The following is a 24,000-nucleotide window of genomic DNA, read 5'->3' as shown; positions in this document are numbered from 1 at the left end:
GGGTCATGCTCGGATGCGGGCCATGAGCAGGGCGATGTCGTCCTCGGCGGGCGCGTCGCCCACGATGGAGCCGATCACGGCCGTGCACATGCGCTCGAGCGTCAGCGACTGCGGCGCCGCGTGGGCGAGGGCGTCGCCGAGCCTGGCCATGCCCGCGTCGAGGTCGGCCTGCCGCGTCTCGATCAGGCCGTCGGTGTAGAGGGCCAGCAGGGTCCCGGCCGGCAGGTGCAGGTCGTGCGACTGGAAGGCGCCCAGCTCCACGCCGATCGGGGTGCCGGCGGGCAGTGCCGGGAACGTCACGTCGCCGGACGGGGTCACGATCGCCGGTGGCGGATGCCCGGCCGCGGCCATGGTGCAGCGGCCGGACTGCGGATCATAGACCGCATAGAGGCAGGTAGCGGCCGTGGCGTCGAAGCCGCGGGCCTCCTTCGCCATCAGGTGGTCGAGGTGGGTGAGCAGCTCGTCTGGTGGCAGGTCCAGGTAGGCGAGGGTGCGTACGGCGGTGCGCAGCCGTCCCATGGTGGCCGCGGCGTTGATGCCGTGCCCGGTAACGTCGCCGACGACCAGGGCGATCCGGTCGCCGGGCAGGGGGATGGCGTCGTACCAGTCGCCTCCTACTCCTCCGTGCGTGTCGGAGGGCAGGTAATGCGAGGCGACCTCGACGGTGCCGGTTCCGCGCAGGTCGTGCGGCAGCAGGTCGCGCTGGAGCGCGAGGGCGGTCATCCGTTCGCGCGTGTAGCGGCGTGCGTTGTCCAGGCTCAGCGCGGCCCGCATGACCAGCTCTTCGGCTAGCAGCAGGTCGTTTCCGGTGAACGGCGCCGGGTTGGAGGTGCGCGCGAACGTCGCGACGCCGAGCACGTCGCCGCGCGCCTGGAGGGGAATGACGATCAGCGAGTGCATGCCGGTGGCGTGGGTGGTCCGCGCCCGGTCGGGGTCCAGATCCAGCCAGGTGCCGGGCGAGGTGTCCAGCACGCGCTCGAGGTGCGGCCGGCGCGAGTGCAGGACCTCCATGAACGGGGATCCCGGCGGCACGGACACGGTCTCCTTGCGCTTCCAGGGCGACTCGGGAGCCCCGTCGTGCACCGAGGCCACGCCGGCCCGCCGCAAGACGGGGATGCCGGCCTCTGCCGCGGCCGGCCGCTGCAGCTGCTCTGTGCCAGGCAGCATCGCCTCCGGCAGGTCGACGGTCACGTAGTCAGCGAGGACCGGAACAGCCAGTTCGGCCAGCTCCTGGGCGGTCTCCATGACGTCCAGCGTGCTCCCGAGCCGGACGCTGGCCTCGCGCAGCAGGTCAAGGTGGTCACGCGCCTTGCTGCTGCTGAAATCCAGAGCCACCGAGCACACGCCCAGCGGCCGGCCGTCCGCGCCCGCCAAGGGCAGCAGCGAGACCGACAGCTCCCGCTCCTGATCCCCGTGGGACCAGCGGGCCTCACGATCGATCGTGGGCCGGCTGTCGGCGAGCACCTCGCGCATCGCGTCCTGCAGCGCTTGCGTGTCGATCCCCGGAACGACCTCGGCCAGGGAGCGGCCGATCCGGTAGTACGGGTAGCCGTCGCTGAGCTGCTCGGCCGCCTCGTTGAACCAGACGCAGCGCAGGTTCCTGTCCCAGATGGCCATGGCGACGGGGAAGCTGCTCATGAGCGACTCCAGCAGGGGACCGGTGCCGGTGGCCACGTCGGTGGCGGCAGGGATCGCCGACACCAGCCAGAATTCCTGCCGGCCCCCGGCGTCGTCGCCCAGAGAGAGGGGGGCGGCCTCGGCGCGCACCATGACCACCTCGCCGTCCCGCCGCCGCACCTCCGTCAATCCCGTACGGGGCAGGTCCGCGCGTTCGCCGCCGCGGTCGTGGCCGTCGAGCGGGAGGAGCGTACCGATGGGGCGGCCGAGAATGTCGGCGGCGCAGTAGCCAGTGAGCTCCTCGGCGGCCTCGGTCCAGCCGATCACCGTGCCCGCGCCGTCGGCAACGGCGACCGCTGGAGTCACCCCTCCACTGACGCTGCCGGCTGCCTCCATGCCATCACCCATCTCCGGTGGCGGATGAGTTCGCTGCCAGAACCTCTCAGATTAGCCGCATCTACCTGCAGTTATTCACACCTTGACCAAGGTTTGTCGTGATACATAGGGCGATGCGATGCCTCGCGGCCGTTGAGCGGTCGCGTGCTCCGTGCATGCTCCGTGCGTGCTCGCGCGCACCAGCCCCGCACACCCCGTGACCCATTCGCCGTACTCCCGCTCGGTACGAAAGCAGCGGCCCGTCTCGCCGCGAGTCGGCAAGACGTCCGACAGCCAGCTGGCCGGCGCTCCAGTGCCACGACGAGGCTGGGCCCGGATGGCGCCATCCAGGCCCGGCCCGGTGATCTCAGGCGTACGCCGCCTGCCGGAGGCTGTTGTCCAGCGAGCGCCGGGCGTCGTCGGTGAGGCGCTTGTCGTAGGTGACCACGACGGAGACGCCGTTGTCCCACAGGGCGAAGAAGGCGCTGAACTCGCGTGGCCGGGTGCTCACCGAGCGCCAGTCGCCGTGGTGGAACACGTTGCGGCCGCCAGGTGTGCGTACGACGTAGACGCCGAGCGCGGCGGTGGCCCTGCCCGGGACGGCGAAGGCGTCGATGAACTGGTGACCCGCGGGACTCAGCAACGTGGAGCGGCGGTCGAAGGCACGGGCGAAGTTCGCGTACTCGGCCGCGGAGATCTCCCATCCGCCGAACGCGCCCATCGCTCGGGTGCCCGGACCGATCCTGGCCGTGGGCGCGCCGCGCGGGACCAGCACCTCGCGGCGGCAGTACTTCTCGTACGACTCGCCGCTGACGTGCGCGATGAGAGCGCCGAGGATGGCGTAGTTGACGTTGTTGTAGACCTCCTTCGTGCCCGGCGTGGCGCCCAGCGGCCGGGACAGGGCACGGCGGATCAGCACCCGCTCCGCTGTGGAGGTCTTGGGCAGCAAGGACATGCCGTACTGGGTGGGGTCGAAGGTGATGCCGCTGGTGTGCCGGAGCAGGCGTCCCACGGTGATGCTGCTGGCGGAGCCGCGGGGCCACGGCCCGGTCTTCTTCTGGAAGCCCGGGAGGGCGGCGATCGGGGTGTTGAAGGTCAGCTTGCCCTTGTCCACGAGGGACGTGACGCACACCGCGGTGATGGCCTTCGACAGGGAGGCGACGTTGGTGGGGGACTCGGCGCCGATCGAGTTGCGGCCGTAGTGGCCGATCAGTGTTGTCCCGCATCACGGCGAGGCCGGCGTTGCTGACCCCGTTGGCGTACATCCACCTGTCCAGGGCGTGCCGGATGCGTTCCTGGACCGGAGCCTGGCTCTCCGACGTGGCGACGGCGGCTACCGGGGGCAGGCCCAGCAGAGCGGCCGCGCAGAGGAGGGCGAGTTTGACGGAGCGCTGCATGGCGTGATCCTCACTGGGTCCAGATGGCGGCGTATCGGCCCAGCTCGGTGCTGATGTGGACCGGGTAGAAGCCCTTGGCCCCGAGCTCGTCGAACCGGCTCTGGTAGACCGGGGCGGTCATGTTGACGTAGGAGTACCAGGGGCCGGCTTTGTCGTCGCGCCAGACGGTGGTGTACTGGCCGGTCGTGCTCATCGTGATGGCCGCGGCGCGGTAGCCCTTGGCCACCTGGCGCTTGAACTCGGCTTCGTGCCGTGCCTGCGACAGGCCGACCTTGACCAGCCAGTTCACCCGGCCGGGGTTGGCCGACCAGACCGCGGCGTAGCGTCTGGCGGCGGCGGTGCCGTACACGTCGACCGAGGTGAGGATCAGTCCCTGCGCGCGGGCGGTGCGGGAGGTGCTGAGCAGTTCGGCGGCGGTGATGCCGTGCTTGGCGATGAACGGGGAACCGGGCTTCTTCACGAAGATGGCGGCGAAGCGGGCGCCGGTGCCGGTGCCGGTGGCGCTGACCACGGCGGGCTGGAAGCCCTGGGCGGCGAGCTGTTCGAAGCGCGTCTGGTAGCCGCTGGGGGACATGTCCTGGTAGAAGGCCCAGGGCAGGTCGCCGCCGAGGGCGCGGCCGGAGGTCGACCAGGTCGCCGAGTAGCGGCTGCGGCCGGCGGCGTCGAGGGTGACGCTGACCGTGATCGGCCGGTAGCCCTTCGCTCGCAGGGTGGCGAACCGGGCGCTCTGCTGGGCGGAGCTGATCGCGTGGTAGGAGACGAACGGTGGCGCCGTCCACGCGGTCACGGCGGATGGCGAGGTGGTGTCTCCGGCCGCCACTGCGGGGGCCGCCATCGGGACGGCGGCGGCGAGGGCGAGCGCGGCCGTGGTCATGCCGACGGCGGCGGTCCTGCGGATCATCGTGTTCATGGAACGGTCCTCTCGGGTGAAGGATGATCGGGCCGGTGCGGTGGATGCCGTGGGGGTCGGCGTGGGAAGGCTCAGAGGGGTTAGTGCGGGGAGGTGTAGAGGGTCCGCCATGCGGGGTTGCCGGCGGTGCACTGGATCGAGGGCTTGCCCGCCCGGCGTTCGGAGCAGACCTTCAGATCCACCTGGTAGACGCGGTGGTAGGTGAAGGAGAACTTCCTGGCGGCGCGGAAGGCACAGGTGCGGACGGGGTGATGCGTCCAGGCCACCCGGGTGCCGGCGGCGTTGATCGTGGCGATGCCGAACACCGCCCACCCGCAGGCGGAACCCCTGGTCAGGTCGGACACCGTTCCGGAGACCGTCAGCGTGGCGGCGGAGGGCAGCGTCTCGTGGTCCTCGCCGATCGGGGTGATGGTGCCGAACGCCTTGGCGCGTTTGCCGCCGGGGGAGTAGTACGGTCCCCAGGTCAACGCCGACGCGGTGGCTTGAGCGGTTGGAGAGGAGTGCGCGGTGGCGGCGGCGGGCAGGGTGGGCGAGGCCAGGAGCGCCGCCGCGATGAACCCGGTCACGGCGGGTGAACGCTTGTCCATGTGCTTTCTCCAGAGGTGAAGGGTGGGCAGAGTATGAGCGTGCGGTGCCGTCGTTCCTCGTGACGAGGGAGTGCGCGGCCAGGCGGCCGGGAGGATTTCCCGGTGCGGGTGCGGTCGAGCTCCTAGGTCGTGGGTGGCTGATCAGCGATCGAGCCGTACCTCGGCGGCGGACTGGCGCCGGCGGTCGCGCAGCCAATGGCCAGCGTCACCAGCCCGAAGCCGGCGAGGCAGACCGTCGAGGTGAAGGCCAGATAGCCGAGGCTGCCGTCGAGCAGCTCTTGTGCGTCACTACGCGGGAAGGCGGCGGTGGCGCCGTTGGTCCACTCCATGACCAGCAGTCCGGTCTGGAAGGTGTAGACCTGGGCGAAGACAACGGAGAATGCGAGGTAGGCACCGAGCCGATCACGGATCAGCAGCCCGATCGGCAGGGCCAGCAGAACGACGACGATGGCGATCAAGGTGTGTCTCCCTGGTGAATCGGCGGATCGGAACACGTCCACTGTCTCCGGAGTGATCTGGGCCCCACATCGACGCCAGCGCTGAATTCCGCTCGGTGCCGGCCGGTAGGTGCTGGCACTGATGCCCGGACGGCCTCCCGCGGTGGACAATGTCGCCGTGACCCGCATGCGCTGGTGGATGGCGACGGCGACGATCGCCTGCGTCGGCGCATGGACTGGACTGGCCGTCGCGGGGATCGGCGGCTGGGCGTTCGCCGTCTACCTGCTGGGGCTGGTGCCCTTGGCGCTCGGCTGGCTGGTCGCGATCCGGGCGCCCGCCACTCCGGCGTCGGGCGCGCTCGCGGGGATCGCCGTGTCGATGCTGGGCGTGCCCGCGCTGGAGGCCTGGGGGCGCGACGCCTGGTGGAGCGGGACGATCTGGTCGTGGCAGGTGGTGGGGTTCCTGATCCTGCTGCTGGTCTTCCCTGACGGCCTCCTGCCCGGGAGGCGGTGGCGGCTGGCGGCGGCCGCGGTGCCCCTGTCCGCGCTCGGCGTGACGGTGGCGATGACGCTGACCATGAACCACTACGATCCGCCGCCGGTGGTGCGCTCGCCGATCGCGGTGCCGCAGGGGATGTGGATGCCGCTGATGATGGTCGCGCTGGCCGTGCTGCTCCTGGTGGCGGTCGTCAGTGTGAGCGCCGTGGTGGTTCGCTATCGCCGCGGTGACGAGCGAGTCCGCCTGCAGACGCGATGGCTCGTCCTGGCCGCCGGGCTTGTCGTGATTCTCATGGCGGGCAGCTGGGCGATCACCACGCTCGGCTGGGCGGGGCCCACCGCCTATGACGGTTTTCTCCTCGGCATCGTGGTGCTCGTGCCATCCGCGGTGGCCGTGGCCATCCAATTCCGCCCGCCAGCTCAGACGCGTCCGCCTCGCGGTCTCCGCGGCCGCGCTGCCGATCGAGGTGAGCCGGTTACGCCTCGGCCTGCGCAGGGCTCTCACCGAGGTGTCCGAGAGCCGGCGGCGCCTGGTGTCAGCCGCGGTCGCCGAACGCAAACGGCTGGAACGCGACCTGCACGACGGTGCGCAGCAGCACCTGCTGGCGGTCGGCATGCAGCTCCGTTCCGCCCAGCGCAACCTCGACCCGGCCGACCCCCTGTCCATCGAACTGGACCGGGCCGTCAACCGGCTGGAGGACACCGTCGGCGAACTGCGCAGGCTCGCACACGGCCTGCGCCCCGCCAGCCTCGACGACGGGCTCGTCGCCGCGCTGCGCCGGCTCGCCGCACACAGCGCCCTGCCGGTCGACCTGCGCGCCGGCACGGTGGAGACCAGCGACGTCGTGGCCGCCACCGCGTACTTCCTGGTCGCCGAGGCGATGACCAACGTGCTGAAACACGCCCAGGCGACCGGCATCCGCATACGCGTGCGCCAGGCCGAGGAGCACCTGCACATCGCCGTCACCGACGACGGCATCGGCTCTGCCCCGTCCCAGCTGTCCTTGACCACCCTGCGCGATCGTGTCGGCGCGGTCGGCGGGACCCTCTCGGTGACCAGCGCGTCGCACGAGGGCACCACCATCGAGGCGGTCATGCCGTGCGTGTCGTAGTGGCGGAAGACTCGGCGCTGTTCCGCGAGGGCATCGTCCGGCTGCTCGAGGACGCCGGCCACGACGTGGTCGCCGCCGTCGGCGACGCCCGTGCCCTGGTCGACGCGGTTCGCGCCCATCGGCCCGACATCGCGGTCATCGACGTCCGGATGCCGCCGACGATGACCGACGACGGCGTACAGGCAGCCCGGCTCCTGCGACGGGAACTGCCCGGCTTCCCCATACTGCTGCTGTCCCAGCACGTCGAAACGGCCAACTCGGTGCCGCTGGTCAGCACCGGGGCGTTCGGCTATCTGCTCAAGGACCGGGTGCTGCGCGTCGACGATTTCCTCGCCGCCCTCATCAGAGTCGCGGACGGCGGCTCGGCCCTGGACCCGGAGGTGGTGGCGGCGTTGATCCAGGCGCAGAACACACAGATCGCGCGCCTGTCCGAGCGCGAGCGCGACGTCCTCGCCCTCGTCGCCGAGGGGCACTCCAACACCGCCATCGCCACCCGCCTGGTCATCGCCGAGCGCACCGTGGAGGCTCACATGCGCTCAATCTTCCAGAAGCTTCATATCCTGGACTCGACGGAGCATCATCGCCGGGTTCTGGCCGTCCTGGCCTACCTGAAATCACTCTGATGAGTTCCCCTTGTTCAAGATGACCGAGGCGGCGCAGGAGGCTCCGGGGGAGCGGAGACTCCCTGTGGTCCGGCGGACAGCGGTGTCGCGATCGACTTCAAGGCTGGCCGGCCTTGATCTGCCCGGTGCCCGCGTGCTTCGCGGCTCGGCCGCGAATCAGCGCATCGCGCAGACCCTCCACCGTTCGAGCGCCCTCGTCCAGGTCACTTCTTCAGGGGCAACATCCGATGGCCTGTCCGTGGCCATGTAAGAGGGTGTCTGAAAAGCGGAGTTTGTGGTTGATTGCGAGTTGTGTGAATCGCCATGTTGGGTTTGTTTTGTCAGTTATGCGTTGGATGAGGTTGTCGATGGAGGCGAGGCTGGGTGGGTCGAGCCAGAGCTACTACGCCTGGGCGGCGCGGCCCGGCAGGACCAGCTGCTGACTGAGCAGATCCGCCGTCATCACCAAGCCTCCGACTGAGATCTGCGGGGCGCCGTGGAGATCCATCACGTCGTGCTCGCGGCCCGGAGCCGTGACGAAGCGGAACGTACGCTGCACGCGCACGGGCTCGCCCTCGGGCGGGGGCGGGTGTCGCCGGGCTACGGCCTGCCGAACCTGGTGGTGCCGTTCGGGCCGTCCTGACGATGCTCGACAGCCACTCTGAGCCCTTGATCCCGTCTCGTGGCCGGTCGGCTTCGAGCACGGCCCGCCGGTCACCCTGGGCGCGCCGTCCCGGCAGGTTGATCGAAGAGGGCGCTCATTCCTGACGTTCAGGAATGAGCGCCCGGGTGCTCACGGCCGTACGGCGGAGGTCGTCATGGCTGTACGGCGGGCAGCCTGCCGAAGCCGACCTGGTCGGCCTCCTGCCGGCCGGCGCGGTCGTCCAGGCTGACGACCAGCCAGCCCTTCGCCGGCGTGGCGGCGAGCCGCGCCTGGTCGACGGTGAGCTGGATGGTGGCGGAGGCGCCGGGGGCCAGCGGTGCGTACGCGCCCGTGGAGATCGCCGGGGCGAAGGCGTCGAACGCCGCCGACTCGGTCTCGTCCACGAGCCCGTCGGGCACCTGGGAGAACCCTGTCACCGCGTAGGTGAAGCGCGAGGCGCCCTCGGCCAGGCCCACCTGGGAGGCGAGTACCGGCATGAGCAGCGTGCCGCCGTTCATCGGGGCCGTGGCGACCCACGCGTCCACGAGCGTCCCGTCGGCCTTGAAGACGAACGTGCCGAACCGCCCGTCGAGATCGCCCGTGGTCACCAGGCCGTAGTCCGCGCCGACCAGAATGTGGTCGGGCGCCCCGTCGCCGGTGGAGTCGATCGCGATGTCGAACTCGTTGGTCGCGGCGTTGGACCAGCGGCCGGAGGTGCTGACCGCGAAGACCAGCGCCCGGTCCGTGTCGGCCCCTCCGAGAGCCGGGCCGGGGAGCGTCTGCACCCCTGCCGCGCTGATGTCCATCGAGTCCTCGGCACCCTTGACGTCGTCGGCGTCGGTGATGCCCCAGGCGTAGACGTCCGCGGCGCCGGCGTGCACACCGTGGTTGCGTACGTTGACGGAGGTGACGAGCCCGCCGTCCCCCGCGGTGTACCGGCCCGGCCGGGAGGAGCGCACCTCGGACTCGGCGTCGGGGACGAGCAGGAACGCCGCCCGCAGCGGGTGGACGCCTTCGGCGCTTGCCCGGGGCGTGGCGGTGACCGCGCCCTGGATGTGCACGACCGTGCCGAAGTTGGAGGCCTCGGCCGCGGGCAGCGCGGCCACCGCCTGGGCGCTGAGCGACAGCGTGACGCGGACGTCGCGGCCGCTGTTCCGGCCCACGGTCACGGTCTTGGGGGAGACGGACACCTGCGCGCCGTAGGCCTCGCCGGAGAAGGCGGCGGCCAGGTCGTAGGTGACCGGGTGCCGGCCCGTGTTGCGGATGGTGAAGGACTCGCTCTGCCGGTAGGCGCCGGTCAGCGGCTTCAGGCCGAACGACAGGTTGGCCGAGCCGTCCCTGCCCTCGGCGATCACGGACGCGCCGACCGCCTGGCGGGCGGCGACGACCCCGGAACCGGCGACCCTGGCGGTGTGACCCGCGATCTTCGAGGTGGCGTCGGCGGTGCTGATGATCGCGGCCTTGATCTGGTTCGGACGCCAGGCCGGATGGGCCTGCTTGGTCAGCGCGGCCACGCCGGCGACCATGGGGGAGGCCATCGAGGTGCCGGAGATCGTCGCGGGGCCGGAGCCGGTGCCCACCCCGGTCGAGACCACGGCGACGCCCGGCGCGGTCACGTCCGGCCTCAGCGCGCTGCCGACGTTGGCCGGGCCGCCGGAGGTGAACGAGGCGAGCCGGGCGTAGCTGGGGTTGGGCACGGTCAGCGCGGCCAGCGTGGTGCTCCTGCCGTCCAGCCCCGCGGCGGCGGCGCCGTCGGTGCTCCTGATGCCGAGGAACGGGATGGTGACCGTGTACGCCTCCCCGGTGTCCGGGTCGGAGGTGATCGGCCCTTCCAGCGACGGGTAGGCGGTGTCGGTGTTGACCATCGCCACCGCGGCGGCGCCGGCCTTCTGCCCGAGGATGGCCCGCTTGACCCGGGCGCAGGAACCGCGCAGCGTGATCACGAGCTTGCCCGACACCCCGCCGGGGTAGGCGGCGTAGTCGGCGGGGTCACAGCCCAGCGACAGGGGCCCGGACGGGTAGCTGGTGCGCAGCACCGCGATCGGCAGGCTGCCCGAGGGCAGGGGCGCCTCGTTGGAGTTCTGCGCGACGATCTCGGTGCCGTCCACCGCGATCTTCGCCGCGGGAAGCTGGGCGCGCGCGGCGTCGAGGGCGGCGACCGAGATGGCCGTCGGCGCGATGGCGGGCGCGCCCACGAGGTAGGCGTTCTGCCCTGAGTTGCCGGCGGAGGCGACCACGGTCACCCCGGCGCGGGTCAGCGTCCGTACGGCCTGCGCCGACGGCTCGTCCACGCGGCCGTAGGGCGAGCCGAGCGACATGTTGACCACGTGGGCGCCGTCCTTCAGCGCCCGCTCCATGGCCGAGACGATGACGTCCTCGCTGGCCGAGCCCCCGCAGCCGAACACCCGGTAGGCCAGCAGCGAGGCGGCCGGAGCGACGCCGGGCCCGACCTTGAAGGTCTGGGTGTGGGTGGTGGAGTCGTACGGGCCCGAGTAGGTCTTGCCGTCCGCGCTCACCCCGAAGCCGGCCGAGCTGCCCGCCACGTGGGAGCCGTGGCCGTCGCAGTCCAGGGGATCGGGGTCGGGCTGGGGCACCGAGGCGGGGTCGTTGGCGTCGTAGGCGTCGCCCACGAAGTCGTAGCCGCCGATCACCTTCGCCGTCGGGAAGCTGCCCGGCTCGATCACGGTGCCGTTGTTGCCCTCGAAGGCGGCCGGATCGCCGGGGCCGCCGAAGTTGGCGTGCGTGTAGTCGATCCCGCTGTCGATGACCGCGATCTTGATGCCGGTGCCGGTCTTGCCCAGGTCCTGCCAGGACTGCGGGGCGCCGATGTACGGGACGCCGGCGCTGTTGTCCGGCTTGAACGTGCGTACCGGGTGGATCGAGAGGACGCCCGGGGTCTGCTGGATCGCCGGCAGGCTGCGGCGCGGGATCGAGGCGGCTATGCCGTTGAAGCTGTCGGTGTAGGCGGTGAGCACCGTCCCGCCCTCGGCCTGGACCTTCTTCTCGACGTCGTGCTGCTTCTGGCGGAGCCCGGCGCGCAGGGCGGGCCGGTCGACCGTCTTGCCGTCCTCGGCGGCGTCGGCGGCGGCGTCGCCGACCGGCGCGCCTTCCACCTGGATGAGGACCTTGAGCCGGCGGGCGGGATCCAGCGTGGCCGGCTTGAAGCCGGTGTAGCCGAACGCGCCGTCCAGATGCTGGAAGCGGTCGGGCCGGGCGGGCTCCGTGTTCGCCATCGCCGGCGTCACGGCTAACGGAAGCACCAGGCCCGCGGACGCGAGCGCGGTGAGAAGCAGGCGTTTCTTCACTGATCACCTCGGTAGGAACAGGGTTGCTGATCAAAGCCTGAACCTGTCACAAAAGCATCACATTGCACTTTGGTAACAAAAAGAACACGGGTGCAGTCAAGGTGCGAGTCTGAGCCTTGGCTTCCTGCCTTGCCCGGCCCGCGGGTTCGTCGGTGAGCTCGATGTCGCCCGAGCAGTTCGAACTCGCCGTAGACCTCGTCGACCAGCTTCTGCGTGGACTTGCCGACGCAGAACACGCCCTGGTTGTCGAATCATCTCGAGCTCGATCGCGGCGACGTCGCCGTGGAAGTCGTGGACACCTGCCTCCTTCACGGCACGGTCGCCGAGAACCTGCGCGGCCGACGCTGTCGGGCGGGCAGCGGCAGCGCCGGGCCATCGCGCGGGCGCTGCTGGCGACGCCCCCGTCCTGGTGCTCGACGAGGCCACCTCGCACGTGGACGCGCACCGAGCAGGCCCTGTCCGAGGTGCGGCGAGGCCGCACCTGCCTGGTGATCGCCCACCGGCCCGGCACCGTCCACCAGGCGGCCACGCGGTGACCCTGGACAACGGCACCCTTCTGGAGACCGTGGCATGAACCCGTCCATCCGCCGGCTCGCCGGTCCCGGCCGAGGAGGTCAGGATGGTGACGGGCCGCGCCGGCGCTCCCGCGGCGGCCACCGGCTCACGTGTTCGGGCGGGATCGTGGGCGGCGTGGATGCCGGGGTCGGCGAGGTCGCCGAAGACCGGCGGCAGGAAGCCCGCGCCCGGCGTGGCGGTGCCGGCCGGCAGCGCGCCCTTGTCGATCAGCCCGTCCACCTCGCCGGCCCGCAACGCGGCGACGCGGGCGTTGGCGTCCGGGATCACTCTGACCACGATCGTGTCGCAGGCGGGGGTGGCGCCGTGGTAGCGCGGGTTGGCGGTGAGCACGGCCTGCTGGCCCCTGGTCCAGCTCGCCAGCGTGTACGGGCCCGTGCCGATCGGCTTGCCGGCGAAGCCGCCCGAGCCGGTGAACGCCTTCGGCGGCTGCACCATGCTGTAGGCCCAGGACGCGGCCAGGGCAGGGACGGGCCGCAGCTTGTCGTCCACCGTCACCAGCGGCTCCCACACCCGTAACGTCTGGTGGGCGTAGTAGGGATCTTCCGGCCCGGCGACGAGGTCGCGCGGGGTGGCCAGGGTGAGCTGTCTTTCGTCCTGCCCGGTGCGTTCCGTAACCGGACCGGGCAGGCAGGTCATCCAGGGGAAGCCAGTCCCAGGACGGTGGCGATCAGCAGGCGGGCGGCCGCGAGGAGGGTGTCCTCCTCGACGCGGTCCGGGGTTTCCGCCGGGGTCTGGTAGCCGGGCATGCCCATGCCGATGCCGATCGCCGCCAGCCCTGCTGCGGCGTAGCGGCGGTTGTCCGAGGCCATCGCGCCGGCCCGCAGAGGCACTCCGGTTGCACGAGCGGCCTGGTCCAGAGTGGCCAGAAGAGCATGGGCGGGACCACCCGCCTCGACCGAGGCGGCTTCGTGAAGTTGCGCCGCCCCATCAATATTGATCACCAGCGTGCCTGCCGGGACGGCCGCGGCGTGGTGCGCTGATCCCAGCGCCCCTGCTTCCTCCCCGTCCAGGAACGCGACCCGCACGTCCAGTCCGTCTGGGATGCCAACCGTCACCAAGGCCCGGGCGGCCTCGAGGACGACGGCCACGCCGGAGGCGTTGTCGGCAGCGGCGGGCAGACGGCGCGCCGGATCGTCACCGACGCCATCGAAGTGCGCGGTCAGCAGCACTCGCGTGGTGCCGTTGGGGTGAGCCTTGCCCGGCAGGCGGCCCACGACGTTGATCCCGCCGGTGGAGACCACTCTCATCGGCATCGATGCCGTCACCTGCACTGCGGCGTCACGGGAGGCGCCGGACAGCTGCTGGTGCAGGTCGGTACGCAAGGCCAGGATCGGCACGGGCTGAACGGCCGGCCCCGCGATCATCTTGGGCATCCAGCCCTCGGCATCGGTGCCGCGCGTGGTGAGAATCCCGGCTGCCTGGCCTGCTGCGGCCCGTTCGCACGCCTGTCCCAGTTGCTCGGCACCTGCCAGTATCCAGCGGCCGTGCAGGTCGGCGTCCTCGATCGTGGCCAGGGGAGCAGTACGTGCCATGGGCAACTCGGCCGACGCGAGGTGCTCGACGAAGTCCCGGCGATGTTCCAAGCGTCTCAGCTGCCCGCCGATCCGCCATTGCAGGACCGGCGTCTCATACAACTCACGCACGCCGGAAACGGGGAAGCGCATCGTCTCGGGTTCTGCGTTCAGTTCGCGAAGGCTGCCGGCCAGCCAGACGCCGGCGGCCCGGCCGCCGGGCGTGCCCACACGCCGCCCGGCGTAGCGATCGCCGGCCAGTTCCCGCACGGTGGCGAGCATGTGTGCGGAGGAGAGCTGCTCCAGGGCGGACGCCGGTGCCGGCGTGGAGCGCGCCGGCACCGGGCTGGAGGACGTCATCCGCAGCATGCCGCGGTGGCGGTAACCGCCTGCTCCCGGCTCGAGGCCGGTGCCTGGCCGCAGCAACCGCCGCCCTCGCTTGCTTGCGCGACGGGTGCCGGGTCGCCACAGCAGCCTGCGGAGGTGTCTCCTCCGGCCGGCGAGACGGCCTGCGGGGCGGGGGCACCGCAACAACCTCCGGCTGCCGCCGGAGCGAATGCCTCGGCCGGGTTGCCGATGAAGCCCCCACGCGTCTCTTGCGTCATCTTGCGGTCCTTTCCCCTTATTTCGATGAACTTCTAAACAATGGCCATCCTGGCACGCTGATTAGAAGCTCGTCAAGATAGACGGCAATCTAATCACCGTCGAAGGTTGCGCAGCGCGATCGCGAACTCGTGGTCGGCGACCAGCAGGTTCACTTCGATGCTGTGGGACTTCTCGGATACTCGGGGAAGTCGCTGGATGAGGTGCACGCCGTGGCCATCGACGTTCTGGGACTACCCACGCTCGGGCGCGCTGGAGTGGGAGGGGCGCCGTTACTTGCCCGAGCGGTGGATGTGTCGCAGTCCCACCGCTTCTATGCGCGATGGCAGAATCATCCCGAGCCCACGGGCCGGATCGTGGCGCAGTGGATGCCTCCCGACGCCCCGTTCACCGGCTGGCAACCTCGCCGGGGCTCATGGCTCGCACGATTTCGGCGACGGTGTCTCTGGCCGTGCGGCTCGCGCCGATCAAAGTGGCGGAGGCGGGGCCTGTCCAGTCGCCATAACCGAGCAGGTGCAGGCGAGGCTCGCCCACGGCGCGGGTGCCCTCCACCGGGATGAGCCCGTCAGGGCCGCGCAGCCGGAGCGGAGCCAGATGGCTCAGGTCCGGGCGGAAGCCGGTGCACCAGATGATGGCGTCACAGTCGAGGCTGGTGCCGTCCGGCCAGGTGACGCCCGTGCTGGTGATGCGGTCGAACATCGGCTGGGCCTTGAGCACGCCGCGGTCGCGGGCCTCCCGGACCGGTGGGACGGCCACGATGTCGCCCAGCGAGCCCACGCCGTCCGCGCCCTGGGTCTGGCGGGTGGCCAGGGCGAACAGGGCCCGGCCGTCGACCTCGTCGGGCAGCAGGCGAGGTGGGCGCAGGGTGACCCAGGTGGTGTCGGCGACGGTGGAGACGTCGGCCAGGATCTGCGCGCCGGAGTTGGCGCCGCCCACGATCAGGACGCGCCGGCCGTGGAACGGCTCCGGGCCACGGTAGCCGGCGGCGTGCAACTGCTTCCCCTGGAAGTCGCCGATGCCAGGGTAGTAGGGCACGTAAGGCCGCCACCAGGTGCCGGTGGCGCTGATCACGTGGCGGGCCTGCCAGGTGCCGGCGTCGGTGTCGGCCAGGAGGCTCCGCTCCTCTCGCCGTACCGCATGCACGGTCGTGGGCCGGACGATCGGGAACTGGTAGCGCTGTTCGTAGTCGGCGAGGTAGGCGACCGTGTCGGTGGCGCTGGGGTAGCCGCCGCCGGGCGGGGTGGGCATCATGCGGCCGGGCAGCGAGCTGTACTGGGCGGGGGAGAACAGCCGGAGCGACGGCCAGGCGTGCCGCCACGCCCCACCGGGCTCCTCCTGGGCGTCCAGGATGACGAAGTCGGCCCTGGCGCGGCGCAGGTAGTAGCCGGCGGCCAGACCTGCCTGGCCGCCGCCGATGACCAGGACGTCGACCGGGCGGGGAGCTCGGGTCATACGGGCAGGAGCTCGAGGTCTCCCGGCCTGCCGGGTGAAGGCTGGGTCAGCGGTGCGAACAGGGCGCCCAGCTTGTTCACCGCCTCGGGGATGATCCGGTAGTACACCCAGGTGCCGCGCCGTTCGCCGTCGATCAGCCCTGCCGTGCGGAGCACCTTGAGATGGTGGGAGATGGTCGGGGCGGTCAGGTCGAACGCGTCGGTGAGGTCGCACACGCACGCCTCGCCGCCCGCGTGAGATCCGATCATCGACAGCAGGCGCAGCCGGACCGGGTCGGCGACCGCCTTGAGCATGACGGCGAGGTCGGCCGCGTCGGTCTCGGACAGCGGCTCGCGTGCGATCGGTGCGCAGCACGGGGTCGTGGTGGCGGCCATCCGGCTCCCCCTGCTGATTCGAAGCTTGTCGAAATTATAGGCGGTGATAGGCGAGCAGGGCCAATGCCGCGATCGCGCAGGCGGCGGCCACCGCACCCATGACCCAGCCGTAGCCGGCCACCTGGGCCAGGGCGACGGCGGCCAGCGGAGCGGCGGCCTTGTCGGCGACCGAGAACAGGGCGATCCGGCCGGACAGGCTGGCGTAGGCGGCGGTGCCGTACCGTTCGGCGAGCAGGTGCGGCAGGGTGATCGTGCCGACGCCGAAGCCGATCCCGAAGAGCAGGACGCATCCGATCGCGCCCGGCACGCCGGCTCCGACGACCGGCAGGAGCAGCGCGCCTGCGCCTTGCAGGGCGAAGACACCCGCGGCGACCGGCGCGGCGGACCAGCGGCGGCGCAGGCCGGTGGTGACCAGGCGGCCGGTCACCGAGAGCACGCCGAGCAGTCCGGCGATGGTGGCGGCGAAGACCGGGGGATGGCCGAGGTGGGTCAGGTAGGTGACCAGCAGGACGGCGATGATGGCCACCGCGCCGCCATGCGCGGTGAAGGCCGCCGCCAGCAACCAGAACGGACGCGCCCGTACGGCGGCCTTGACCAGCTCGCCGCGTGCCTCGGCCTTGGCCTTGGCGGTGTGGTGGGCGGGCCGGCGCAGGACCAGGGCGTGCAGCGGGATCGCCGCCACGCCGTAGCCGAGGCCGAGGATGACCAGGGCCTGGCGCCAGCCGTAGTGCTCGACGAGCAGGCCGGTCAGCGGCAGGAAGATGGAGGAGGCGAACCCGGCCACGATGGTCAGCGCGAGCAGCGCGCCGGCCCGGCCGTGCCCGTGGGCCGGGCCGTCGAACCAGGCGATGATGACGGCGAAGGCCGGCTCGTACAGCACCATGGCCGAGGCGATGCCGATGGCGAGGAACACCCCGTACAGCTGGAGCAGGTTGTGAGCTTGGGACCAGGCCAGGACGGCGAGCGCGCCGAGCACCGACCCGGCGGTCATCAGGCCTCGGCCGCCGTGGGTGTCCAGCCACCGGCCGACCAGCGGCGCGCACAGAGCGGTGGTCAGGACGGCGAGGGTGAGCGCGGCGGCGACCTGCGTGCCGCCGGCGCGCAGGTCGCGGGTCATCGGAGCGAGAAAGACGGAGAAGGCGTAGTAGAGGACGCCGTAGCCGATGGTCTGGGTGACGGCCAGGGCGGCGACGATGCGCCGGCCCTGGTGGAAACGGCCTTGGCCGCCGCGCTCGCTGACGGAGGCGACGGCCGGGTCGCTGGTATCGCCGGAGCTCAGGCGCATGAGATCAGCGCGCGGCCGGAGGAGGTGGTGCGCCAGGTGTCGGTGCCGTTGGCGGTGATGAAGCCCTGTGCTTGCAGTCGCCAGGCCAGGGTTCCGGCCATGCGGGTGACGGCGCGGGCGTAGCCGGGGTTGGTGCTGGGTTCGCGGGCGGCCAGCAGCCGCTCCGCGAGCCGGGCTGTGGGCATCGGCTCGTGGTCGCGGATCAGGCTCAGCGCCTCTTTCTGCGCCGCGGTGGGGTAGCCGTCGGACATCGTGCTCCTCCTCGTTCAGCCGCAGCAGCCGCCGCCGGTCGAGGCGGTCACCAAAGGGAGCGGGGCGGACAGCAGGCCGCCGCTGATGCCGGTGGCCAGGCCGACGCGCTGCTCCTGGGCCTCGGCGAGGTTGGAGGAGCAGACACCGGTCTCGGGCAGGTCGAGCTGCACGTCGCGTGCGGCCTCCCAGTCGCCGGCCAGTGCGGCGACGACCGAGCGGGCCTGCTCGTAGCCGGTGGCCATGAGGAAGGTGGGCGCGCGGCCGTAGCTCTTGACGCCGATCGCGTAGTAGCCGGGCTCGGGATGGGCCAGCTCGTCCGCGCCGTGCGGCGGGACCGTGCCGCAGGAGTGCTGGTTCGGGTCGATCAGCGGGGCGAGAGCGCGGGTGGAGCCGAGGACCGGGTCCAGGTCGAGGCGCAGCTCGCTCGCGATGGAGTGGTCGGGGCGGTAGCCGGTGGCCGACACGATCCGGTCCACGGCGATTGTCCGCTCCGCGCCGGACGGGTCGCGGCTGACCACCTCGACGCCTTGGCCGGTTCCCCGGACGCGGTGGGTGTAGAAGCCGGTCAGCAGGGTGATCCGGCCGGACTCCACCAGGGCGTGCAGGCGGCTGCCCAGCGCCCCGCGCGCGGGAAGCGCGTCGGCGTCGCCGCCGCCGTAGGTGCGGCTGGCGTTGCCCGCGCGGATCGCCCAGGTGATCGGGGTGTTCTCGAGCTGGGCCAGGGCCAGCAGCGTGGTGGCGGCCGAGTGGCCGGCGCCGACGACGAGGGTGTGCTTACCTTCGTAGGTGGCGCGGTCGGCACCGAGGACGTCGGGGAGCGCGTGGTCGATGAGCTGTGCCACCTCCGCTTCGCCGTGCGCCGGCAGGCCGCTCGCGCCCAGCACGTTGGGGCTGGTGTAGGTGCCGGAGGCGTCGATGATCGCGCGGGCGTACAGCTCCTCGCCGTCCTGCAGGCGGATCAGGAACGGTACGTCCTCGCGGCCGTTGGTCCGGACCCGGTCGAAGCCCAGCCGGGTGATCGCGGTGACCTCGGCGTTCAGCCGTACCCGGTCGCCGAGGGCCTTGGCCAGCGGGGCGAGGTAGTCGTCGACGAGCTCGGCGCCGGTCGGCAGCCAGTCCTCGTCCGGCGCCTGCCAGCCCGCCTCTTCCAGCAGGCGGCGGGCGGCGGGGTCGATGTTGTAGCGCCACGGGCTGAACACCCGTACGTGACCCCACTTGGCGATGGACGCGCCTGCCTGCCCGCCCGCCTCCAGGATCAGGAAGCCGAGGCCCCGCTCGGCCAGGTGGGCGGCGGCGGCCAGGCCGATCGGACCCGCCCCGATGACCACCACCGGCAGTGTGCTGGTCTCCGGGCCGGCGGTGAACTGCTCCGCCTCCGAGGGCGTGGTGGTGCCGCAGCATCCGTCACTCATCATGGCTCCTTGCTTAGACGATTGTCGAAGTAGCAGGAAGCATGCCTCATTGATTAGATTGCTGTCAAATTAGTCGCTCGCTGCCGTTCTCACGGACCTCTTGGGCATCAGCCCCGAGACCGCCACCGCCTGGACCGGGGAAGGCGGCCACTGGCCCCGACCCGCCGCAACCATCCCCGCCAAGTCGACGTCTCGATGGCCTCTTCCTCGAAGATCATGTCCTCATCGTCCACCGCACAGAACCCGCCTCCATGGCCATCGCCGAGCGTGACGGCAGATCAGTCCGTCTCTTCCCGGACGTCCTTGCCTTGCTCGGCGAAACGCTTGAAGTCCTGCATGTGCTGCTCCGACTGCTTGCGGAAGGCACCGGGCATCAGAAGTCCCACCAGCCGCATCATCACGCTGCTGAACCGGTATTCGCTCTCGCTCTCCCAGAGTGTCGTCTCCGGACCGGCTTCGGCCAGCCGATCGCGCACGGCGCTCCACGTGCCCTTGCTGACGATCTCGCGGTCGAAGTGAACGACGCCGCCTTTCGGGATCTCGTGCAGGTCTGCCGGTTCCCGGCGGGTGATGGTCTCGGTGCACTCGATCTTCCGCTTCCCCATCTGCATCACGACGCGCGACTTGGTGCCGAGCTCCCCGTGCTTCCCGTTCAGCGGCTCGTGCAGCACCAGGCCCCGCAGCCACTTCGGCAGGTGTGCCGGGTCGGCCAGGAGCTGGACCACTGTCTCCCGCGGCAGGGCGATCTCGGTCGAGACGGTGTACTTCATGGGATATCGCTCCTTCTCGTGGTGTGGGACGACGTGCTGCAGTCCTGCTGGTCGTGGGGCGCCGAGGAAGCCGGTCAGTCCGCCGCCGCTGGAGTGTCAGGCCGGGTCGGGTACGTAGAACTTGGTGGTGGCCTCGACCGCGGCCGCGACGTGCTCCGGTTCGCCGCCGGCGGCCAGGTGGGCCCGACCCCAGGCTGCGGCGCTACGGCGGCCGAACTCGCGCCCTTCGGGCGACTTCTCGAACTCCTCGTGACCGGTGATCTCGTCGCCGGCCAGGAACCGTCGCAGGGCGAGGAGGGCCAGGTCCCAGCCGACACCTCCGGCGCCGGGGCCGTACGTAGGGAACATGGGCTCGCCGACGACCGCTGCGTGGATCAGCTCGAACTCGGTGTCGCCGGCCGGGCCCGCGGCCAGGCGCACTTCCACCTCGCTGGTGCCGGGCCAGGCGTCGGCGTCCGGCCCGTAGAGCCAGGACACCTTCAGCAGACGCGGCGGCTCGCACCGGAGGATCTCGCCGTGCTCTCCGCCGTCCAGAGCGAACTGCCCGCCAAGCCGAAGGTCCCCGGTGACCGGCTTGAACCAGCGCTGCAGCCGCTCGGGGTTGGTGATGGCGTCCCAGACGTCATCGATCTCCGCGTCGTATCGACGCCGCAGCTCCACGGTGTACGCCTCGCCGGCGGGCACGCTGCCGGTGCCCATCGCCCGGCGCACGGCAGCCAGCTCGTCGAGAACATCCTTCATGTCATGTCTCCTTCGGTAGCTTCAGAACGCGCCGGCGCACGGGGTCGCCGAGTATGTCGAAGGCGTGCACGGCAGCGACTATACCGGCCTTCGCTTATATAGCCCACCGCTGATTCTTGGTGCCGCGCCGCCGTTCACACAAGCCGACGCGCATCACGTCCTGGGCACGCGCGGCACAGCGGCCAACGACGACGTCGCCGCCAGCCGGCGGGGAGATCGTGCCGGAGGCTGAACAGGCGCACCGGCCCCGACTCCTCCGCCGCCCCGGCCAGGTCGCGGACCCGCTCAACCGCCTTGTCACACAACTGGGCGCCGCCCTCCCCGGCCGTGTACCGCAGGTGCAGGATGACGTCGGAAACCGTGTCGTAGTCGAACTGCCGAAGTCGACGGGCAGTTCGATCCGCCGGCTCATGCCCCTCGAACGGCAGGGAGCGCTCGTCTCGCAGGCTGGTCTCGAACAGCCCGCTGCCGGAGCTGGTGGCGATGGTCTGCACGGCGCCGGAGTAGTCGACGAAACTCCTCGTGATCGCACCACGGCGAGCCGTCCATGGTGACCTTGGGCCCGAACCTGCCGTGGCCGAGACTCGGCCAGGAGCAGATCTCGCCGTTGCGGATCCGTGCCAGGCCGGTGAGACCCGTCGCCGGACACGTCCGCCACATGGATCGACTCGGTGCGGTCAGCGACCAAGCGACTTGCCGTAAATGGCCGGCCGATTTCAAGGTGCCTTCCGGAAATCGTGCGCCCACTTCAAGCTGACCCGGGCCTCGAACCGCCGTCCCGAAACTGCCTGAGGATGGCGGGGTCGCAGTGATTGCTCCACCGCCCAGGGGTCCAGCTGCCGGAGGGCGGCGTGGTCGGCGCTGCCGGGCGGAGCCGTAATGAGCACGATGGACTGTTCGTCGACGCTCGTCAGGATGTGCCAGCCGAGACTGACGGGGCCGGTGATGGGGTGGTGGACGGTGCTGTGGCCGAACGGGTGCAGCGTGATCAGGTGCTGGCTCCTTCAGGCGCGGAAGTCGGCTTCGCGGGCGCGGGCCGGCCAGTCGGTTTCCAGGGCCCGGACGCGCTGGCCGAGGAAGAGCATGCGCACGTGGTTACGGTGGCCGGGCGTATGGCGGCCGGGTCGCCGGGCAGAGCGGCACCGAGCCGGTTCCGGGACAGGATGTCGAGGGTACGCCCGAGCACCACGGCGGGGGTGCCGATGCGGTTGGCCAGCAGCCCGCACGGATTGCGGGTGATGCGCTGTCCGGACTCGCCGGGCTGTAGCCGGCGCTGATCCCGGCGAGCTGGGCCACTTCCTCCCGGCGCAGGCCGGCGACCCGCCGAGGGCAGGCCGGTTCGGGCAGGCCGTGTCCGGCCGCGGTGACCGCGGCGCGCCGGGCGGTCAGGAAGCCGGCCGGCGCTCCCCGCGAGGAGATGATCAGGACGACCCTGCGGACGCATGAACATACTCCCGGAAAGTGTGCGTACGTGGCGCACGGGGCTCACACGTTGTGGAAGAAGTCTCCGCCGAAGCTGCTGATGAAGAACTCGCTGTCGGTGGAGGCCGAAATGTTGTTGACGCGTAGTGTGACGCCGATCCCGAAGGCGATATCCGCCTGGCGGACGACGAAGACGTTTCTCGCATCGACTCCTTGCGCGTGATCGCCTGAAAGTCGCATTTCCGAGAACCTGGAGATTCGGCGGGGCCCGTCGAAGACGTGGACCTCGATGATCTCGCTGTTCTGGCGTGCATGGAACAGGACCAGTACCTTGTCCAGGGTGGCGCGGTCGCCCTCCGCGATGACCGGTGTGGGGATCGGCAGGTGGATCCATTCGGCCCGGCCCGCCGGGATGGTGAAGGTCACCCCGAAACCCTGGCGGAGCGTTCGCAGATTGGCGGTCTCGGGGAATGCTGCGTATCCCGACGCCCAGGACGCGTACAACTTCTCGGCCATGGCTATTCCTTCCGGTCCGAAGCTAAGGCCTCTTCAGATTCGGCTACCGCTCGCGGACTGTCGTGAGTAGCCCCCTACTTATATGCAGGGGACGAGGCGCTGGCCCAGGCCGTACGGATCCTGAAGCTGCGCCTCGACATCACCGGCGGCGCGGCCCCTCGGGGAGGTACGGCGTGATCGACGACGCCGCCCTCCAGACGACCGTCGGCGCCTTCGCCCGGCACGCCATGATCACCTCGCCGATCGACGTCAAGTCCAGCGGGCTGTTCGACTTCGGGCCGGCCGCCACGTACAACTCGTTCGACGAGAAGGCCGTCGAAGCGGAGGCGCGGCAGTGGGAAGGACTGAGGCTCGTCGACCCGTGCACCGAGGAGGTCTTCGCGGAGATCCCCGCGGCTTCGGCGGCCGACGTGGGCGATGCCGTCGCCGCCGCCGCCGCCGCCGTCGCCGCCGCACGGGCGGGCGAGGGCTGGGCCCGCGTACCCGTGGCCGAGCGCGCCGCGGTGCTGCGCCGGGCTGCCAGCGAATCGGACAGCAGGTGGCGGCCCTGGCGGCGGCGAACGTCGCCCGGGTGCTGCTGGAGCTGGGCGGCAAGTCGGCGTCGATCCTCCTGGACGATCTCGACGGCGCCACCCTGGCCACCGCGGTCGCGCACTGCCTACGCACGGTGATCGTCAACAGCGGGCAGACCTGCACGGCGCTCACCCGCCTGGTCGTGCCGAGGTCGCTGCCGGCCGAGGCCGGGGCATGCGCGGCGGGCCTGCTGTCGGCCGCGCGGCCGGGCGATCGCGACTCCGCGGTCGCCGACCTCGGGCCCGTGATCAGCGCCCGGCAGCGCGAGCGGGTGGCGGCCTGCATCCCGGCGGCCGTCCTGGACGGAGCCCGGCTCGTGTGGGCGGGCCGGACCGCCCGCTGGACCGCGGGTTCTACGTCTCGCCCACGCTGCTCACCGGCGTCGATCCCGGCATGGCGGTCGCCCAGGAGGAGATCTTCGGGCCGGTGCTGGTCCTGATCGGCTACGACGACCTCGATGAGGCCGTGTGGATCGCCGTACGGGCTGTCGGGAGCGGTGTGGTCGCCCGATCAGGAGCGGGCGCTCGCGGTTGCGCGCCGGTTGCGGACCGGGCAGGTCAGCGTCAACTTCAACCCCGTGGCGCCGTTCGGCGGCTACAAGGGCTCGGGAATCGGCAGGGAGAAGGGGCGGTACGGCCTCGAGGAGTTCACCGAGCATCCAAATGCCGATCAATGGGGATATTTCATGACCACTGGGGCCGATCAGGTCGCGGCGGCGCTGGACACGCTCGGCGTCCGGCACGTGTTCGCCATCGCAGGCATCCACAACCTGCCGATCCTGCGGGCCCTGCGGGTATGGGGCGGCATCCGCATCGTCGGCATGCGGCACGAGCAGACGGCCGTGCACGCCGCCGACGGCTACGCCAGGACCACGGGGACGTTCGGGGTCGCGCTGGTCAGCACCGGTTCGGGCACCGCCAAGGCCATGGCCGGCCTGTACGAGGCGTCGTTCGCCTCCTCCCGCGTCCTGCTCATCACCGGCCAGGTGGAAAGCGCCCATCTGGGCCGGGGCCGCGGCTACATCCACGAG

General features: G+C 71.1%; 24 protein-coding genes and 1 pseudogene. 6 read left to right on the top strand and 19 right to left on the bottom strand.

The features are described from left to right. Positions 1 to 3: 3 nt before the first annotated feature. The 6 genes from HD593_RS31550 to HD593_RS31525 all read right to left on the bottom strand — a co-directional run bounded on the left by HD593_RS31550 (position 4) and on the right by HD593_RS31525 (position 5,902). Complete coding sequence (locus HD593_RS31550; protein ID WP_185105615.1) at positions 4 to 1,983, bottom strand: SpoIIE family protein phosphatase; 1,980 nt, start codon at positions 1,981 to 1,983, stop codon at positions 4 to 6. Positions 1,984 to 2,359: 376 nt separating this feature from the next. Then, complete coding sequence (locus HD593_RS31545; protein ID WP_312904460.1) at positions 2,360 to 3,178, bottom strand: serine hydrolase domain-containing protein; 819 nt, start codon at positions 3,176 to 3,178, stop codon at positions 2,360 to 2,362. Positions 3,179 to 3,399: 221 nt separating this feature from the next. Continuing rightward, on the bottom strand, positions 3,400 to 4,299 hold the full coding sequence (locus tag HD593_RS31540; RefSeq protein ID WP_185105614.1) for a hypothetical protein: 900 nt from the start codon (positions 4,297 to 4,299) through the stop codon (positions 3,400 to 3,402). 80 nt (positions 4,300 to 4,379) lie between these two features. Beyond that, on the bottom strand, positions 4,380 to 4,886 hold the full coding sequence (locus HD593_RS31535; RefSeq protein ID WP_185105613.1) for a hypothetical protein: 507 nt from the start codon (positions 4,884 to 4,886) through the stop codon (positions 4,380 to 4,382). A gap of 122 nt (positions 4,887 to 5,008) precedes the next feature. After that, a complete protein-coding gene (locus HD593_RS31530) occupies positions 5,009 to 5,344 on the bottom strand; it encodes a hypothetical protein (RefSeq protein ID WP_185105612.1) in 336 nt (111 codons plus the stop codon). A gap of 258 nt (positions 5,345 to 5,602) precedes the next feature. Continuing rightward, on the bottom strand, positions 5,603 to 5,902 hold the full coding sequence (locus tag HD593_RS31525) for a hypothetical protein (protein WP_185105611.1): 300 nt from the start codon (positions 5,900 to 5,902) through the stop codon (positions 5,603 to 5,605). A 386-nt stretch (positions 5,903 to 6,288) separates the two neighbouring features. Between HD593_RS31525 and HD593_RS31520 the strand changes: the two genes are divergently transcribed. The 3 genes from HD593_RS31520 (at position 6,289) to HD593_RS31510 (ending at position 8,178) form a co-directional block, all read left to right on the top strand. After that, positions 6,289 to 6,933, top strand: a complete 645-nt coding sequence (locus HD593_RS31520; protein ID WP_185105610.1) for a sensor histidine kinase — start codon at positions 6,289 to 6,291, stop codon at positions 6,931 to 6,933. Beyond that, positions 6,921 to 7,556 (top strand): response regulator, encoded by a 636-nt coding sequence (locus tag HD593_RS31515; protein ID WP_185105609.1) that lies wholly within the window; start codon positions 6,921 to 6,923, stop codon positions 7,554 to 7,556. The genes HD593_RS31520 and HD593_RS31515 overlap by 13 nt, the downstream gene beginning before the upstream one ends. Positions 7,557 to 8,031: 475 nt before the next feature. Next, positions 8,032 to 8,178, top strand: coding sequence for a hypothetical protein (locus HD593_RS31510; protein ID WP_185105608.1), 147 nt, complete (start codon positions 8,032 to 8,034; stop codon positions 8,176 to 8,178). A gap of 173 nt (positions 8,179 to 8,351) precedes the next feature. Here the strand turns inward: HD593_RS31510 and HD593_RS31505 are convergent, their stop codons facing one another. The 13 genes from HD593_RS31505 to HD593_RS31450 form a co-directional block, all read right to left on the bottom strand. Continuing rightward, positions 8,352 to 11,483 carry a S8 family peptidase gene (locus tag HD593_RS31505; RefSeq protein WP_185105607.1) on the bottom strand — a complete coding sequence of 1,044 codons (3,132 nt, stop codon included), beginning with the start codon at positions 11,481 to 11,483 and terminating at the stop codon, positions 8,352 to 8,354. Positions 11,484 to 11,579: 96 nt separating this feature from the next. Then, on the bottom strand, positions 11,580 to 12,695 hold the full coding sequence (locus HD593_RS31500) for an ABC transporter substrate-binding protein (RefSeq protein ID WP_185105606.1): 1,116 nt from the start codon (positions 12,693 to 12,695) through the stop codon (positions 11,580 to 11,582). After that, positions 12,692 to 13,852 (bottom strand): M28 family peptidase, encoded by a 1,161-nt coding sequence (locus HD593_RS31495; RefSeq protein WP_246546811.1) that lies wholly within the window; start codon positions 13,850 to 13,852, stop codon positions 12,692 to 12,694. Before HD593_RS31495 ends, HD593_RS31500 begins: the two co-directional genes overlap by 4 nt. 708 nt (positions 13,853 to 14,560) lie before the next feature. Continuing rightward, positions 14,561 to 15,625, bottom strand: coding sequence for an ArsO family NAD(P)H-dependent flavin-containing monooxygenase (locus tag HD593_RS31490; RefSeq protein ID WP_185105604.1), 1,065 nt, complete (start codon positions 15,623 to 15,625; stop codon positions 14,561 to 14,563). Continuing rightward, positions 15,622 to 15,999, bottom strand: a complete 378-nt coding sequence (locus HD593_RS31485; RefSeq protein ID WP_185105603.1) for an ArsR/SmtB family transcription factor — start codon at positions 15,997 to 15,999, stop codon at positions 15,622 to 15,624. Before HD593_RS31485 ends, HD593_RS31490 begins: the two co-directional genes overlap by 4 nt. A gap of 34 nt (positions 16,000 to 16,033) precedes the next feature. After that, a complete protein-coding gene (locus HD593_RS31480) occupies positions 16,034 to 17,284 on the bottom strand; it encodes an MFS transporter (RefSeq protein ID WP_185105602.1) in 1,251 nt (416 codons plus the stop codon). Next, positions 17,275 to 17,535 (bottom strand): hypothetical protein, encoded by a 261-nt coding sequence (locus HD593_RS31475; protein ID WP_185105601.1) that lies wholly within the window; start codon positions 17,533 to 17,535, stop codon positions 17,275 to 17,277. The genes HD593_RS31480 and HD593_RS31475 overlap by 10 nt, the downstream gene beginning before the upstream one ends. Before the next feature lie 15 nt (positions 17,536 to 17,550). Then, positions 17,551 to 18,951: an FAD-dependent oxidoreductase gene (locus HD593_RS31470; RefSeq protein ID WP_246546810.1), complete on the bottom strand. Its 1,401-nt coding sequence runs from the start codon at positions 18,949 to 18,951 to the stop codon at positions 17,551 to 17,553. A 275-nt stretch (positions 18,952 to 19,226) separates the two neighbouring features. Further along, the gene (locus HD593_RS31465; protein ID WP_185105600.1) at positions 19,227 to 19,718 is read right to left on the bottom strand and encodes an SRPBCC family protein; all 492 of its coding nucleotides are present in this window, start codon (positions 19,716 to 19,718) and stop codon (positions 19,227 to 19,229) included. A 96-nt stretch (positions 19,719 to 19,814) separates the two neighbouring features. Then, a complete protein-coding gene (locus HD593_RS31460; RefSeq protein WP_185105599.1) occupies positions 19,815 to 20,459 on the bottom strand; it encodes an SRPBCC domain-containing protein in 645 nt (214 codons plus the stop codon). A 134-nt stretch (positions 20,460 to 20,593) separates the two neighbouring features. After that, on the bottom strand, positions 20,594 to 20,986 hold the full coding sequence (locus HD593_RS31455; RefSeq protein WP_312904459.1) for a Tc toxin subunit A-related protein: 393 nt from the start codon (positions 20,984 to 20,986) through the stop codon (positions 20,594 to 20,596). Positions 20,987 to 21,175: 189 nt separating this feature from the next. Further along, entirely contained in the window at positions 21,176 to 21,448 is a 273-nt protein-coding gene (locus HD593_RS65280; protein ID WP_350668867.1) for a hypothetical protein, read from the bottom strand. A 496-nt stretch (positions 21,449 to 21,944) separates the two neighbouring features. After that, the gene (locus tag HD593_RS31450) at positions 21,945 to 22,397 is read right to left on the bottom strand and encodes a DUF6623 family protein (protein ID WP_185105597.1); all 453 of its coding nucleotides are present in this window, start codon (positions 22,395 to 22,397) and stop codon (positions 21,945 to 21,947) included. A gap of 173 nt (positions 22,398 to 22,570) precedes the next feature. Here HD593_RS31450 and HD593_RS62040 point away from each other — a divergent pair, with 173 nt between their 5' ends. The 3 genes and pseudogenes from HD593_RS62040 to HD593_RS65275 all read left to right on the top strand — a co-directional run. Beyond that, on the top strand, positions 22,571 to 23,068 hold the full coding sequence (locus HD593_RS62040; RefSeq protein ID WP_312903839.1) for an aldehyde dehydrogenase family protein: 498 nt from the start codon (positions 22,571 to 22,573) through the stop codon (positions 23,066 to 23,068). Continuing rightward, on the top strand, positions 22,969 to 23,409 hold the full coding sequence (locus HD593_RS31445; protein WP_312903837.1) for an aldehyde dehydrogenase family protein: 441 nt from the start codon (positions 22,969 to 22,971) through the stop codon (positions 23,407 to 23,409). The genes HD593_RS62040 and HD593_RS31445 overlap by 100 nt, the downstream gene beginning before the upstream one ends. Beyond that, positions 23,310 to 23,991, top strand: a pseudogene (locus HD593_RS65275) (aldehyde dehydrogenase family protein); the annotation flags it as partial. The gene HD593_RS31445 and the pseudogene HD593_RS65275, both read left to right, overlap by 100 nt. Positions 23,992 to 24,000 lie beyond the last annotated feature (9 nt).

Origin of the sequence: Nonomuraea rubra (assembly GCF_014207985.1) — a bacterium.
Classification (GTDB): Bacteria; Actinomycetota; Actinomycetes; order Streptosporangiales; family Streptosporangiaceae; genus Nonomuraea; species Nonomuraea rubra.
Note: the sequence above shows the minus strand (reverse complement) of the source record. Positions and strands in the feature narration are given on the sequence as shown.